The organism is Methanosphaera sp., from assembly GCF_016282985.1.
Classification (GTDB): domain Archaea; phylum Methanobacteriota; class Methanobacteria; order Methanobacteriales; family Methanobacteriaceae; genus Methanosphaera.
The window spans coordinates 22606-37800 of the sequence record NZ_JAEELZ010000114.1 but is presented as its reverse complement, the minus strand read 5'-3'; the positions used below and the strand labels follow the sequence as shown (position 1 = coordinate 37800).

Genomic DNA, 15195 nt, shown 5'->3' with positions numbered 1-15195 from the left:
AATTGAATTTCGATAAATCCAAAAAATTATATGAAGAATCTGTTAATTTCCTCCCAGGAGGAGTTGATTCACCAATAAGAGCATTTAAACCATATCCATTTTTTGTTGAAAAAGCAAAAGGTTCCAAATTATTTGATGTGGATGGAAATGAATATATTGATTATTGTTTAGGGTATGGTCCAATAATCTTTGGACATGCTAATGAAACAATTATAAAAGAATCAATAGAACAAATAGAATTAGGAACAGCTTATGGTGTTCCTTCAGAAAAAGAAATAATTCTTGCTAAGGAAGTAATTAATAGAGTACCTTGCGCTGAAATGGTTCGTTTTTGTAATTCAGGTACCGAAGCTACTATGAGTGCAATAAGATTAGCAAGAGGAGTTACTAAAAGAAATAAAATAATCAAATTTGAAGGAGCATATCATGGAGCTCATGATGCTGTGTTAGTTAAATCAGGTTCAGGTATGGCAGGTAAACCCGATTCTCCAGGAGTTCCTGAAGACGCTACTAAAAACACAATACTAGTACCTTTTAATGATAAAGAAGCAATGACTAAAATCATTAATGAAAACAAAAATGAAATTGCATGTGTTATCATTGAACCAATAATGGGTAATATTGGATGTGTACCTCCACGTGATGATTACCTTAAATTCTTAAGAGAAATTACTGAATCAAATAATATTTTATTAATATTCGATGAGGTAATCACAGGATTCAGATTAAGTAAAGGTGGAGCTCAAGAATATTATAACATAGTTCCAGATCTTGTAACATTTGGAAAAATATTGGGTGGAGGATTCCCTATTGGAGCTATTGCTGGTAAAAAAGAATACATAGAACAGTTTGCTCCAAGTGGCTCCATTTATCAAGCAGGTACTTTTAGTGGAAATCCAATGTCAATCAATGGTGGAATTGCAGCATTTAAAGTTTTAAATGATAAATTTTACAAAGATTTACATGACAAAGGAGAATACCTTAGAAATGGTATGTCCAACATATTAGATGACCTAAAATTAGATTTCCAAATTAATGGTGCTGAATCAATGACTCAAGTATATTTCACAGAGCATGAAGTCTATGATTATGAAACAGCAAAACTTTCAGATAGTGAAGGTTTCTTAAAATATTTCCATAAATTACTTGAAAACGGTGTATTTATTGCACCAAGTCAATTTGAATGTTGTTTCTTATCTGGTGAGCATTCAAAAGAAGACATCGATAAAACTTTAGAAGCTATGGAAATAGCATTTAAAGAATTATAACCTCCCTCCTTTTTTTATTTAATCTTCTTAAATAAATGATTATTTTAAACTCGCTTATATTTTTTTAGAAAATTTTTAATATCAATTAAAAGAAAAATATAATATTATAAAACTTTAATGAATTGGGTAAAAAAATGGAAATTGCAATTGGTCTAGGAGAAAATGAAGATGTTCTTAAAGCGATAGAATATTTTCCTTTTAAAATTCATTTAGCAAAAAATAATCAAGAATTACTTAATTATTTAAAAAATCCTAAAATAGATGGAGTAATTAGAGGTTCATTAGAATCAAACATAATTTTGGATTTAAAAAAGGAATATCCTGAGATATTTAGAGCATCATTGCTTGAAAAAGATGGCCATAAATTTCTATTGAGTCCTGTAGGAATTGATGAAGGAGATTCAACATCTTCCAAAATTACTATCGTTGAAGAATGCGCTAAAGCAATTAGTCTTCTTGGAGAAGAACCAAAAATCGCATTAATATCCGGCGGTAGAAAAAATGATAAAGGACGAAGCGAAAAAATTGACCAAAGTATTGAAACTTGTGAAAAAATTGAAAAGCTATTAAAAGACAGATATGATATTAAACATTATTATATTCTAATAGAAGAAGCAATCAAAGAACACGCAAATATAATTATAGCACCAGACGGAATTACAGGAAATCTTATATTCAGAAGTTTGGTTTTAGTAGCTGGAATGAAAAGTAACGGTGCATTAACGCTAAACCAACCGTATATTTTTATAGACACTTCACGTTCACAGAACACACAAGGTTATATCAACTCGATTAATTTAATGAAAAAACTTATAGAAAAAAATAGGGGTCCTTAAAATGATATTATTACAACCATTATATTCCGTTTATGAATGGTACATCTCTAAAAACTTAGAAAAAGATAAAATGCCAAAACATGTTGCAATAATCATGGACGGAAATAGACGTTATTCAAAAATGCAAGGAAATTTGAATGCGATTGAAGGGCATAAAAGAGGAGTTGATACTTTAGAAAATGTTTTAGAATGGTGTATTGATTTAGGAATTAATATTGTTACCGTATATGCATTTTCAACAGAAAACTTTAAACGCTCAGAAAAAGAAGTTGAAGATTTAATGAAACTATTTGTTGATAGTTTCCTCAGCATCAGTTCAAATAAAAAAATTCATAAAAATGAAGTAAGATTAAAAGCTGTGGGAAGATTAGATTTATTCCCAGAAGAGGTTAGAGATGCAATTAAAGATGCTGAAAAATCTACAGAAAAATATGATAAACGCTTAATCAACATTGCTATGGGATATGATGGTAGAGTAGAAATTGTAGATGCCTTCAAAAAAATCGCAGCTAAAGTAAAATCAGGTGAAATTAATCCGGAAGATATTGATGAAAATATGATTAATGAGAATTTATATACTGCAGGATTAGAAGATCCTAATTTAGTAATAAGAACTAGTGGTGAAGAACGTTTAAGTGGATTTTTATTATGGCAATCCTCATATTCGGAGTTATATTTCACTGATAGTTTATGGCCTGAACTCAGAAAAGTTGATTTTTTAAGAGCAATACGTTCATATACAAAAAGACAAAGAAGATTTGGTAAATAAGAGGAAGATATAATGATTGACTCACATTGTCATTTAAATTTTGTTGATTTTGATGAGAATAGGGATGAAATAATTAACAAATGTAAGAGCGAATTTAAATATATTGTAGATTGTGGAGCAAGTATAGAGGGTAATTTAAGATCATTAAAACTTAAAGAAAAATATGATGGATTTATTAAATCAACTATGGGTTACCATCCGGTATATGCTGGAAGAGATAATCAAGAAACTACACAAAAAACCATTGCTCAAATTATAGAAAATTTAGATAATATTCAAGCAATTGGTGAAATAGGTTTAGATTTTTCAGAAAAAAGATCAGAAGATGAACTTAAAAGACAACATGATAATTTTCATAAAATGTTGGAATTAGCTAGTGAATACAATATGCCAATTGTATTACATGTTCGTGAAGCTGAAAAACATGCACTTGATATAATTAAAGAATATCCCAACATACCTGATGTTATTTTCCATTGTTTTAGTGGAGGAAAATCTACGGCACTTGAAGCTGTTGATTGTGGATACTATATTTCATTTGCTACAAATGCTCTTTTTTCAAAAAAACATAAAAAAAATATTAAAGCTGTTCCCTTAGAAAATATGCTTACAGAAACAGATAGTCCTTATTTATCACCAATTAAGGGAGAACCAAATCAACCATCAAATATTAAAATGACTATTGAAAGAATTGAACGAACAAAACATATTGACTTTGAAGAAATTGAAAAGCAGACAGAAAAAAATGCTATACAAGTTTATAATTTATAGGTGACTTTTATGAGTCAAGATGAAATGTTAATGTTATATGTAGAAAAAAGAAAAGAATATGAAAAAAAAATTCAAAGTGATTTAGAAAAAATAGAAGATTCCGTAAAGGATTTAGCACAACCAGGCGACTATTTTAGTGTAAAAAGTGAAGATATTTTAATCACTATTAAAGCTGTAGAAATCAATGACAAAAAACATATAACTATTTCTACTGATACTAACAAACAGGAAATCCCATTTAATCAATTAACACTTACAGAACATCCTGATTTGATTCTTTGGATTATCCAAAACGATTCCTTGATTAAAGAAGGATTTAAAGAAGTGTTGATAAATGCTGTAAGAAATGGAGAAAACATTATTAACACACTTAAAGCATTGAAAGTTGATTATGAGTAGGTGTTAAATTGAAACCTTTTGTCTTATTAAATTCAGCAATGACTGTAGATGGTAAGATTGCTACAGAAAATAGTTCTATGCAAATATCCGGTGAACAAGATTTAATCCGGGTTCATGAACTTAGAAAAAAATATGATGCTATAATGGTTGGGATTAATACTGTAATCGTTGATAATCCCAAATTAACTATTCACAAAATTAAAGCACCAAAAAAAGATAATCCGATACGAATAATAATAGATAGCAAAGGTAGAACTCCCTCAGATGCATTAGTATTAAATAATGATGCAAAAACAATTATCATAGTTTCAAAAAAGGCACCTAAAAAAAATCTTGAAAAACTAGAAAAAAAATGTGATATTTTAGTTTGTGGAAATGAACAAGTAAACTTAAAAGAAGCTATGAGAAAATTATACCTCAAAGGTATTCATTCAATATTATTAGAGGGAGGTTCAACATTAAACTTCTCTATGTTTAAAGAAGGATTAATTGATGAAGTATCTATATGTATCGGTTCAAAAATATTAGGTGGTTCTACTTCAAAAACATTTGTTGATGGAGAAGGTTTTGAACCGGAAAATTGTGTAAAATTAGAGTTAAAAAATATTGAAAAAATAGACAATGATGTTGTATTATCATACAACGTTTTAAATTAAATTCATACTTTTTTTATAATAATCCATGTTTTTTAAGTATTTTTTCAGGATTATCTTTTAATATTTTAGGAATTTCTGAATCAGGAACTTCAGCTCCTTTAGCAATTCTTTCTGCTAATTCATAATCAATTAAATCCTCTGGTGCATGAGTATCAGTATCTAATACCAAATTTGCTCCTAATTCTAATCCTAATTTTGCTACATGCCCATTTCCTAGGCAATGACCTTTACGTGCACTGATTTCTAATGAAACATCATTATCAATAGCAATTTGTACTTCTTCTTCAGTAATTAATCCTGGATGACCTATAATATCAACTTCAGGACATTCTGCAGACATTCTGTTTGTACCTGGCCTTACTGGTTCAACTATTGTTTCTCCGTGAACAACAACTATCTCTGCACCATATTTTCTTGCTTTGTTTGCTAATTTATCAATTACTTCTATTGGTACATGAGTAATTTCTACACCAGGAATTAAATTAATATCCCAATTATCTCTAATATCATTAACTGCTTCTGCTATTTGTGATGCAACTTGTATATTTGATGCATCCACGTGATCAGTAATTGCTAATGCTTTATGTCCCAATACATCAGCACGTCTAGCAAGTTCTGAAGGTAATAATTCCCCATCACTAAATATACTATGGGTATGTAAATCTATTCTTAAATTTTCAGACATTGAATAATACTCCTAATATTATCATATTTATGTATATAATGTTATTTATGAAAAGAAAAATATAAATAGATATATGATTAACAAACTTAAAGTATTTGTTCCTGCACACATTACTGGCTTTTTTGAAATAATGACAAATGATGACCCTATCCTAAAAGGTTCAAAAGGTGCTGGAATAACATTAGATAAAGGTGTTATTACTGAAACAACTGTTGAAGAAGGTTCTGGAAAAATCATTATAAAATTAAATAATAAAAAAGATTCATTAAATACTATTAGCCCACAAGCAATTGATATTCTTAAGAATACTTTTAACTTGAATTTAAATAATTATGATATTACCATTAATCATGAAACCAGTTTACCTATTAGTGCAGGATTTGGAACTAGTGCCGGATTTGCTTTAGGAATTAGTTACACACTACCGAAATTATTAGGATTAAACATATCCTTTAATAAAGCCGGAGAAATAGCACATTTAACTGAAATATCAAAATCAAGTGGTCTTGGTGATGTAATTTCAGAAATGCATGGTGGTCTTGTTATTAGATTAAAAGAAGGTTCACCTATGATAGCTAAAATAGATAAAATTCCAATTACCCAACCAACATATGTGATTACAAAAACATTAAGTCCATTAAATACAAAAGACATCATTGACAATCCGGTTTATCAAAAAAGAATTAACTCCAGCGGAAACAAATTACTGAATATACTTCTTTCAAATCCAAGTATTGAAAATTTCATTAAATTATCAAGACAATTCTCAGAAAATGCAAAATTAATTAATCCCGAATTACAGGAAATATTGGAAATTATGGATGAAGAAAGCATTGGTTCATCAATGGCTATGTTAGGAAATACTGCTTTTTGTTTATCCAATACACCCGACATAAATATTGAAAATTGTATAACTACCAAAATAAATACTTCTGGAGTAAAATATATTATATAAAAAAAAGATTGAAGATTATGCTTTTTTAACATCTTCAATGGTATAAACTATACCTTTTTCTTCTAATTTGGAGATTATTCTATTAGTCATTTTTCCTACAGAAAATACTAAAACTCTTAAACCTTTTTCTGCAGCACTTGCTGTAGCAGAAGCTGTAGCAAATTCAAAATCGGGATAAACATTTAAATGATTTGTAATAGCTCTTGCACTTGTACCCAAAACTCCAATTCTATCAAATTCTTGTGAATAAATTTCATGAATTTTATCCATATCACATACTCTTGATCCACCTTCAGAAATTGGCGGAATTTTTACTATAACTACATCTTTAGGAACTAAATCTATTTCTCCACCTAAATTGATTAAAGTTACATCTTCACCTTCTAAAGCATCACTAAATACTTCCGCATAAGCTCCGGATTTATCTTCAGTATCTGCATATAAGATACCATCATCCATATTTAACCATACTTGCTCTCCCTGATGTAAATCTTCAGCAGCAATTGCAGGCCAAATAGATTTGTAACCATTCATAGTATTTAATACCATGTCAGAGTAAGCTTTAAGATTAATTGCCTCTGTTTTGACTTTATCAATACCATATTTTGTAATTTTATATCTAAAATTTGAACTACCTGTTTCAACATAACCCTCTTTAACCAAAGTTTTAATGTTTTCTGAAACTGCTTGAACGGTAATTCCTAATTCATCTGCTATATCTTTCTGTTTAAGATGTGGTTCCTGTTGAGCTATTTTTGCTAATATCTGGAATTTAGTGAATTCACCTTTATTCTTAAAAATTCTCATTCTTCTGCACCTATCTAGTTATAATTCGATGTGTAATAAATTTGATTATTACTAATTTATATATTTTTGATTTTATTTAAACTTTTATAGAACAAAACAAGTTGGAAATTATTAAACAAGGTATTATTACTTAATAATAAAAATCAATAAAGTAATATTGATTTATACAATGTTTACTGAATTATTTAATAAATTTATAAATTTTCCCATATTTTCTTCAGGAATATAAGCACCACATGCTACACTATGTCCTCCACCAGAACCTCCACACTTTTCTGAAATATCTCTAACAATATTTCCAAAGTGTATTCCTTCATAACCCAATAATTTAGAACATCTTAATGATACTTTATAACCGGGTTCATCAGAATCTATATGAGTATAACCAACTATTGGTTTTTGCCAGTCATAATTACTTAATAACATTCCAGCAATAGTTCCAACAACACTAGGTTTAATTCCGCTTCCATCAAAATATTGAATATTTTCCAATATTTCCACATTGTTTGATTCCTGTATTTTTGATAAATTTTGAGCTAAATAAGCCCTATGCTCTTTTACTAATCCTTCCAATTCATTTGATATTTCGAATCTATTTCCTTTGATAACTTCCATACCCAACTCATGTCTTCCATTTCGACCACAAGCATTAATTACAGTACTATATTCACTTGCATCTTTAAAGGAAGTATAATCATCTTCGAAAGTAAATTCATATGATTCACCCGAAATTAATTTAGGCACATATTTCACATATTTATCAGGAACTGCTCTTGTCATCATCTTTAACAATTCAGTAAAAAGTCTACTTTTCTCATCCATGTTCAAATCACATAAATAACGTACACTACCTAAATCATTTTTCACAGGAATATCCAAATTTTCTAAAAAATGAATACATTCATTTCTATTATTAGTCAAAGGTAAATTAATATCACCAAAGTAAGACAATGCCACAAATAAAGGTCTGGTATGTCTACCATACAATAATAAGTCATTTACATAATCTACACAACCAACTTCTGTAGAATCATTTAAAATTTCCCTATTTAAACCTCTAAGTTTTCCAGTCATACTATTCTGCATATCTCCAACAGCACTTAAAATACCCATCCAACTTAAGTCATAGAAATGAAATGTTTTAGCTAAAAAATATGATAATCCTCCCCCTGAAATAGTATAGGAACCATCCAATCCATAATAATTAGGATTTATTTCAATTAAGTCACCTTTTAACTCTGTTCCTAATTTTCGTATAGGCGGATGATGATCTAAAACTATTACAGAAGAATTTGAATTATTACATAAATTAGCAATATTTTGTCCTGCACCTAAATCAGAAATAATAGTTAAATCAGTTTCAGTATCTAAAGATTCAACTTCATTAATTTCAACAAAGTTCACTGTGTGATCTATTTCCAATTTATCAAGTATAGAAGATAATATGCTACCTGCAGTAATTCCATCACAATCAGTGTGTGTAAAAATAGTTACATCTTCAGCATCCAATATTTTATCTTTTGCTTTATTCAATAACAAGTCCATATGATTTCTAGATTCTTCTATATTATTAATATTCGAACTCATAAAAAGCCCCTTAAAAAAGAAAAAAAAATTAATTAGAGACACGATTAATTTTAATCGTATTTGAAATCTTACGTAACAACTCTAATTTTGTTTCATATTCGTGTGTAACAACTACCCGTCCAGATTTTTCCCACCAAGAACCTGGGAAAGATTTATCGTGTTCAACAGTATATTGTAATTTTAATCTGCGTAAAGCTTGACTGATTTCACGAATTTTTGGTTCATCCACTGATTCTTCAAGAGATAATCTTCGTCCTTCTTTACGTGAATGATTTGAATTAATATATACTGGCCATACTATAGTTTCCATGTTTTTTTCACCATCAAATATTTTGTAATAATATTTCAATCATGTCTTTAACTGTATATCTATTTGCTTCAATCGCAGGAATATCATATTGTTTTAATGCTTTACCCGTTATAGGACCAATAGAAGCAACTATTACATCAGAACGTAACTTATCTAAAAATTCATCATATTTTTCATTACAATTTTCATTAATGACTTTTAATAAATTATGAACCGTCAATGGACTGGTAAATGTGATTATATCAATTTCATCATTTAAAATATCATCCATTAATTTTATGATTTTGGTTTTATCTTTAGGAATACTTGAAGTATAAGCTTCAGCAACCGTTACGACAGCACCATATTCTTCTAATCCTTTAGGTAAAACATCTCTTGCACTTAAAGTACGAGGTAAAGCCACTTTTTTTCCATCCAAATCAATTGACGCAAATGATTCTAAAAGTCCTTCTGCTGTAAAATCTTTAGGTATTAAATCAGGAGTTTCATCAAATTTCTTTAATATTTCTTCTGTTTTAACACCAATTACTGCTATTTTTGAAGGGATTGGATTTTTTCCATATACACTGAAAAATGATTTAACCCCGGCAGGAGAAGTAAATACTATCCAATCATATTCACCTATATTTTCAACTATATAGAGTAACTCTTTTGATTTTACAATTTGCAATTCCAATGTTGGAACTATTATTGGTTGTCCATTATTTTCACGAATTATATTAGCTAAAGATTCTGAACGTTCAACAGGTCTTGTAACAACAATTTTTTTATTTTTAAAACCTTCAGATGACATTATTCAAATTTACTCCTTAATTCTTCACACTCTAAGTAAATATTAACAACTTCTCCAATAATAACTAATGCCGGAGGTTTAATTTGTTTTTCCGTAATGTTTGCCAAAGTACCTGTTATAACTTTTTGATTAGGTAAAGTACCATTTTCAATTACTGCTACTGGAGTATCTGGTGATTTATATTTTAATATTTTTGGAACATATTTTTTAAGTAATCCAACACCCATAAATACTACTATTGTATCGGCAGTATAATCCCAGTTAACTTGTTTTTCTGTTTTTTGTGGATCTTCATGTCCAGTAACTAAAGTTAAACTAGTTGCAATTGCACGATGAGTTAATGGTAATCCAATACCTGTTGCTGAACCTATAGCTGAGTTTATACCAGAAACAAATTCAACATCAATTCCTTCTTTAAGAAGAGCTAATTCTTCTTCTCCACCACGACCAAATATAAATGGATCTCCACCTTTAAGTCGTACTACTTTATCATATTTTTTACCTTGTTCAACCAATAATTCATTTATTTCTGGTTGTTTTCTATAATGTTCCCCTGCTCTTTTTCCAACATATATCCTTTCTGCATCATCAGGAGCATAATCTAATAAAACATCATTTGCAAGGCTATCATATAATACTACTTCAGCTTCTTTTAAGATTTTAACTGCTTTAACTGTTATTAAATCAGGATCACCCGGTCCTGCACCAATCATATACACGGTCATTCATATCATCTCTATTAGTTTTTGATTTCAATATTAATATATATAGTTTTAATTAGTATTAAAATTGATTTAATAATAAATTATTATAATAAAAAGTATTTATTTAAAATATTTTAAAAAAAAAAGATAGAAAATTAATCTAAAAAACTTTCAAAGAATTTTAAACCATCTTTAGAACGTAATAAGTCCTCAACTGCTCTTTCAGGGTGAGGCATTACTGCAACTACATTACCTTCTTTATTACATACACCAGTAATTGCATCTAAAGAACCATTTGGATTTCCATCATTAAATGTTAAAACTATTTGATCATCATCATATAATTCTTCTAAATTATCTGTATAATATCTACCTTCTTTATGTGCAATAGGTAAATCAATAATATCTCCCTTTTTGTACAATTTAGTAAAAGGTGTTCTATTAGTTTTAACTTCTAATTTTTTACTTTTACAAATAAATTTTGCATTTTCATTTTCTATAAATACACCAGGCACTAAATCTATTTCACCAAGAATTTGTGCACCATTACATATTCCCAGAACAGGATTATTCTCTTTTGCAAATTCTTTAATTGCGGAAATAATTGGTGTAATACCGGCAATTGAACCAGCCCTTAAATAATCCCCATATGAAAAACCACCAGGAATAATTACTACATCCATTTTAGATAAATCAGTTTCATTCCAGTAAATATAATTAGGGTTTGCACCTACCAAGTTAACTGCATATTCTATGTCCCTATCACAGTTTGTACCTGGAAATCTAATAATACCTACATTAACATCAGATACATCTGTCAATCTTATTCCTCACATATATTTATTTCATAATCATGAATAACTGGATTACATAATAATTTTTGACACATTTCATCAACTTGTGATAAAGCTTCATCTTTAGAATCAGCATTTAAAGTAAATTGAATTATGTTAATTGTTTTAGTATTATTTACTTCAAAATTAAGTAAAGATAATGCTTTTTCAATTGTTGATGCTTCCGGATTTAACATTCCTTTTTTTAAACTAGTTTTTACTTCAACATTATAATTCATAATTAATCCTTCCCACTGTAACATTATATTTGTTCTACATTCCATTTTTCTTTTTCATCATCAGATAATACTAAATTGACTACTTTAAGGTAAGCATCGACTACTCCTTCTTCACCTTTTCTATAAATATCCTTATCAAAATTTTCATAAGTTTCAGAATCCCATAATCTTGTAGTATCTGGACTTATTTCATCACCAAGAATAATATTTCCTTCTGAATCTTTACCAAATTCTAGTTTGAAATCTACTAATATAATTCCTCTTTCAATTAAATAATCTGATAAGATTTTATTAATTTTCAAAGTAATTTCTCTAATTTCATCAAGTTCTTCTTGAGTAGCTATGCCCAAAGCTTTAATAATACTATCATTAAGCATAGGATCATGATACTCATCATTTTTATAATCAAATTGTAATACTGGAGGTTCCAATTTTTGTTTATCTTCAAACGGATATTTTCTCAATAAACTCCCAGTTGCAATATTTCTACAAATTACTTCCAAAGGAATCATTTCGAGAGATTTAGTTCTCATTTCATCAGAAGATAATAATTCAATGTATTGTGTAGCAATACCATTTTCTTCTAAAACTTTAAATAATTTTGCTGAGATTAAAACATTACAGAATCCTTTTTTGCTAAGGGTATCTTTCTTTTCACCGTCCCCAGCAGTAATGTCATCTCTAAATTTAATGATTACTTCATTTTCATTTTCAGATTTGTAAATGTCTTTAGCTTTACCTGCATAAAGTAATTCTCTATTAACGTCACTCATATTAAATTCCACAAAAATTTTTTGAAAGATATAATTAAACAATAATATTGATATCTTTTTTTAGTTAATATTATCTTTGTAAATAATAAGTATTATAATATATGAATTAAATAATATATAACAGTATTATAAAAGAAAAAATAAATCTCTAAATTATAAATAGGTGATTAAATAATGTGTGGAATTGTCGGTTGCATCCTAAATAAAGAAGTAGCTCCTACCATAATTGATTCAATAAAGAAATTAGAGTATCGAGGATATGACTCTGTAGGTATTGCTACTGTTACGGACAAAATTAATGTTAAAAAAGGTAGTGGAAAAATTAAAGAAGTGGATGATGAAATTCACCTCGAAGATATTGATGGAAAAATAGGTATTGCACATGTAAGATGGGCTACCCATGGAAATCCAACAAAAGAAAATGCCCACCCACATTGTAGTTGTGACAATAAAATAAGTGTTGTGCATAATGGAATCATAGAAAATTACAAAGAATTACGATTAGAACTACAACAAGAAGGACATACCTTTAAATCAGAAACTGATACTGAAATTATTCCTCATTTAATTGAAAAATACATGAACGAAGGAAATGATTTACTTAAATCCACACAACTCACAATAAACAGATTAATAGGTTCATATGCTTTAGCTGTGATATGTACCGAGGAACCAGATAAAATAATCGGTGCAAGAAAAGAAAGTCCTCTAATTGTTGGTGTATCAGATCATGGAAATTTTTTAGCATCAGATGTTCCAGCCATTTTGAATGAAACAAGAAATGTAATATACTTAGAAGATAACGAAATTATCCAATTAGAAAAAGATAATGTTATAATTATGGATAAAAACTTAAATCCAATAGAAAAAGAAATTGTCGAAATTGATTGGGATCCTGAAATGGCTGAAAAAGGAGGTTTCGACCATTTCATGCTAAAAGAAATATATGAAGAACCACAAGTGATTAAAGACACATTATCTGAATCACCAAAAATCAAGGAAATTGTTAGTAAATTTAAAAACTTCAATAGAATATGTTTTGTAGCATGTGGAACCAGTTATCACGCTTCATTAATTGGAGAATACTTAATTGAAACACAATTACATATCCCTACAGAAGTAATTTTAGCAAGTGAATTCGAATATTTCCAAAACACATTAGATGACCATACATTAGTAATATTTATAACTCAATCCGGTGAAACTGCAGATACTATAAATGCATTGAAAGTTGCTAAACAAGTGTCAGAAACTCTTGCAATAGTAAATGTTGTAGGTAGTTCCATTACAAGAGAAGCCCACCACGTTATTTATACAAGAGCGGGACCAGAAATTGGAGTAGCTGCTACAAAAACTTATATTAGCCAGTTAATTTGTATATATTTATTAGTAGCTCATCTTAGTGAAAACGAAGAACTTATCGAAAGATTATATACAATTCCGAAACTTACTGAAGAATCCATTGAACGTGAAGAAGATATTAAAGTAATTGCTAAAAAATATAAAACTGCAAAAGATTTCTTCTATATTGGAAGAGGATTCAATTATCCAACTGCATTAGAAGGCGCATTAAAACTTAAAGAAATCACATACATACATGCAGAAGGATATCCTGCAGGAGAATTAAAACATGGTCCATTAGCATTAATTGAAGATGGAATACCTGTTGTAGGATTACTCCCACCAGGACCAAGTTATTCAAAAACTTTCAATAACCTTCAAGAAATCAGAGCAAGAGGAGCTCATATGATTATATTAGGTTCAGAGGAAGATACGAAAATAGATGATGTGCATGATAAAATAGTATTTAATCAAATAGTTGATGAATTAATTGCACCTTTAATCTACATTATCGATTTACAATTACTATCTTATCATATAAGTGTAGAAAAAGATATTGATCCGGATAAACCAAAAAATTTAGCAAAGTCAGTTACAGTTGTATAATTACTATAATGTGATAGAATGAAAAAAAGTTCTTATGGAGGAATAGTTGTTATTCTCTTTGTAAGTATTCTTGCTTTATGTTGTGGAGCAATATGTGGAATGAACAACATAGGTGAAGATTTCAGCAGACAGATTATTCCAACATCAGTTAGTACTCCAGTAGATGTTATTCAAGTCATTGATGAAAAAGATTTTGAAGCTAAGGATATTACTATTAAACTATATATTCCAAAACCGGTTGTAAAAACCAACAATACAACCACTAATAATACAAATACTACCAATACTTCTTCAAATTATACTAATAATACATCTGTATACAATAGAACAAATAGTACATAATTTGTTTAACCTCCCCAAAAATTATATTTTTTTTAGGAAAGATTACATGTTTAAAATAAAAATTACACCCAATATTGGAGATACCGATGCTTTAAGACACATTAATCCCAATATTATACCAGTCTGGTTTGAAACTGGAAGAACAGAATTATATAATATTTTTAATCCAACCCATGAATTAACATACAAAAAATGGAACTTATTATTAGTTCATATGGATTTTAATTTTATCAAACAATTATATTTTGGATATAATGTGGAAATTAGGACTTATTTAATCAAAATTGGTAAAAGTTCAATTACAATACAACAAGAAGTATGGCAAAACGGAATTTTAAGAGTAACCGGAAAATCCATATTGTTATACTATGATTATATTAAACAAGAAAATAAATTTATTTCAGAAAACATTAGAAATCAATTGAAAAAACATTTAATAACTCTTGAAGAAATTGAAGAAAATAATAAAATAGAAATGAAAAATAATAAAAATAGAAACAAGTATGATTTTATAGAATAAA

19 protein-coding genes are annotated in these 15195 nt (G+C 28.6%); 10 read left to right on the top strand and 9 right to left on the bottom strand.

The genetic code is table 11. The features are described from left to right. Window positions 1–2: 2 nt before the first annotated feature. The 6 genes from hemL (at window position 3) to QZZ11_RS06920 (ending at window position 4699) form a co-directional block, all read left to right on the top strand. Window positions 3–1268, top strand: a complete 1266-nt coding sequence (hemL, locus tag QZZ11_RS06945; RefSeq protein WP_292474755.1) for a glutamate-1-semialdehyde 2,1-aminomutase — start codon at window positions 3–5, stop codon at window positions 1266–1268. Window positions 1269–1402: 134 nt separating this feature from the next. Then, window positions 1403–2104: a methanogenesis marker protein Mmp4/MtxX gene (gene mtxX, locus QZZ11_RS06940; protein WP_292474753.1), complete on the top strand. Its 702-nt coding sequence runs from the start codon at window positions 1403–1405 to the stop codon at window positions 2102–2104. Window position 2105: 1 nt separating this feature from the next. Then, window positions 2106–2873 (top strand): polyprenyl diphosphate synthase, encoded by a 768-nt coding sequence (gene uppS / locus QZZ11_RS06935; protein ID WP_292474751.1) that lies wholly within the window; start codon window positions 2106–2108, stop codon window positions 2871–2873. Between the two features lie 12 nt (window positions 2874–2885). After that, the gene (locus QZZ11_RS06930) at window positions 2886–3644 is read left to right on the top strand and encodes a TatD family hydrolase (protein ID WP_292474749.1); all 759 of its coding nucleotides are present in this window, start codon (window positions 2886–2888) and stop codon (window positions 3642–3644) included. Window positions 3645–3653: 9 nt separating this feature from the next. Continuing rightward, window positions 3654–4043, top strand: coding sequence for a hypothetical protein (locus QZZ11_RS06925; protein WP_292474748.1), 390 nt, complete (start codon window positions 3654–3656; stop codon window positions 4041–4043). A gap of 8 nt (window positions 4044–4051) precedes the next feature. Continuing rightward, the gene (locus QZZ11_RS06920; RefSeq protein ID WP_292474746.1) at window positions 4052–4699 is read left to right on the top strand and encodes a 2,5-diamino-6-(ribosylamino)-4(3H)-pyrimidinone 5'-phosphate reductase; all 648 of its coding nucleotides are present in this window, start codon (window positions 4052–4054) and stop codon (window positions 4697–4699) included. A 13-nt stretch (window positions 4700–4712) separates the two neighbouring features. On the opposite strand, the gene QZZ11_RS06915 is transcribed toward QZZ11_RS06920, so the two are convergent. Beyond that, complete coding sequence (locus QZZ11_RS06915) at window positions 4713–5384, bottom strand: histidinol phosphate phosphatase domain-containing protein (RefSeq protein WP_292474745.1); 672 nt, start codon at window positions 5382–5384, stop codon at window positions 4713–4715. Between the two features lie 73 nt (window positions 5385–5457). On the opposite strand from QZZ11_RS06915, the gene QZZ11_RS06910 reads away from it, so the two are divergent. Then, a complete protein-coding gene (locus tag QZZ11_RS06910) occupies window positions 5458–6339 on the top strand; it encodes a pantoate kinase (protein WP_292474743.1) in 882 nt (293 codons plus the stop codon). Between the two features lie 15 nt (window positions 6340–6354). Here QZZ11_RS06910 and QZZ11_RS06905 read toward each other — a convergent pair whose 3' ends face one another. From QZZ11_RS06905 to purC, 8 genes are all read right to left on the bottom strand, one after another. After that, window positions 6355–7146: a winged helix-turn-helix transcriptional regulator gene (locus QZZ11_RS06905; RefSeq protein ID WP_292474742.1), complete on the bottom strand. Its 792-nt coding sequence runs from the start codon at window positions 7144–7146 to the stop codon at window positions 6355–6357. Between the two features lie 162 nt (window positions 7147–7308). Beyond that, window positions 7309–8733, bottom strand: a complete 1425-nt coding sequence (gene recJ, locus QZZ11_RS06900; RefSeq protein ID WP_292474741.1) for a single-stranded-DNA-specific exonuclease RecJ — start codon at window positions 8731–8733, stop codon at window positions 7309–7311. Window positions 8734–8761: 28 nt separating this feature from the next. Beyond that, entirely contained in the window at window positions 8762–9043 is a 282-nt protein-coding gene (locus tag QZZ11_RS06895; protein ID WP_292474739.1) for a signal recognition particle subunit SRP19/SEC65 family protein, read from the bottom strand. A 13-nt stretch (window positions 9044–9056) separates the two neighbouring features. Beyond that, window positions 9057–9836 carry a uroporphyrinogen-III synthase gene (locus tag QZZ11_RS06890; protein ID WP_292474738.1) on the bottom strand — a complete coding sequence of 260 codons (780 nt, stop codon included), beginning with the start codon at window positions 9834–9836 and terminating at the stop codon, window positions 9057–9059. Beyond that, window positions 9836–10561, bottom strand: a complete 726-nt coding sequence (gene cobA, locus QZZ11_RS06885) for a uroporphyrinogen-III C-methyltransferase (RefSeq protein WP_292474736.1) — start codon at window positions 10559–10561, stop codon at window positions 9836–9838. Before cobA ends, QZZ11_RS06890 begins: the two co-directional genes overlap by 1 nt. Before the next feature lie 134 nt (window positions 10562–10695). Next, window positions 10696–11361 (bottom strand): phosphoribosylformylglycinamidine synthase subunit PurQ, encoded by a 666-nt coding sequence (gene purQ / locus QZZ11_RS06880; RefSeq protein ID WP_292474735.1) that lies wholly within the window; start codon window positions 11359–11361, stop codon window positions 10696–10698. A 2-nt stretch (window positions 11362–11363) separates the two neighbouring features. Beyond that, entirely contained in the window at window positions 11364–11612 is a 249-nt protein-coding gene (gene purS / locus QZZ11_RS06875) for a phosphoribosylformylglycinamidine synthase subunit PurS (RefSeq protein WP_292474734.1), read from the bottom strand. A 23-nt stretch (window positions 11613–11635) separates the two neighbouring features. Then, entirely contained in the window at window positions 11636–12385 is a 750-nt protein-coding gene (purC, locus tag QZZ11_RS06870) for a phosphoribosylaminoimidazolesuccinocarboxamide synthase (RefSeq protein ID WP_292474733.1), read from the bottom strand. A gap of 174 nt (window positions 12386–12559) precedes the next feature. Between purC and glmS the strand changes: the two genes are divergently transcribed. From glmS to QZZ11_RS06855, 3 genes are read left to right on the top strand one after another with little or no spacing between them, the layout of a single operon-like run. Further along, on the top strand, window positions 12560–14332 hold the full coding sequence (gene glmS, locus QZZ11_RS06865; RefSeq protein ID WP_292474731.1) for a glutamine--fructose-6-phosphate transaminase (isomerizing): 1773 nt from the start codon (window positions 12560–12562) through the stop codon (window positions 14330–14332). A gap of 18 nt (window positions 14333–14350) precedes the next feature. Continuing rightward, a complete protein-coding gene (locus QZZ11_RS06860; protein WP_292474730.1) occupies window positions 14351–14674 on the top strand; it encodes a hypothetical protein in 324 nt (107 codons plus the stop codon). 46 nt (window positions 14675–14720) lie between these two features. Beyond that, the gene (locus QZZ11_RS06855; protein ID WP_292474728.1) at window positions 14721–15194 is read left to right on the top strand and encodes a thioesterase family protein; all 474 of its coding nucleotides are present in this window, start codon (window positions 14721–14723) and stop codon (window positions 15192–15194) included. The last annotated feature ends 1 nt before the right edge of the window (window position 15195 follow it).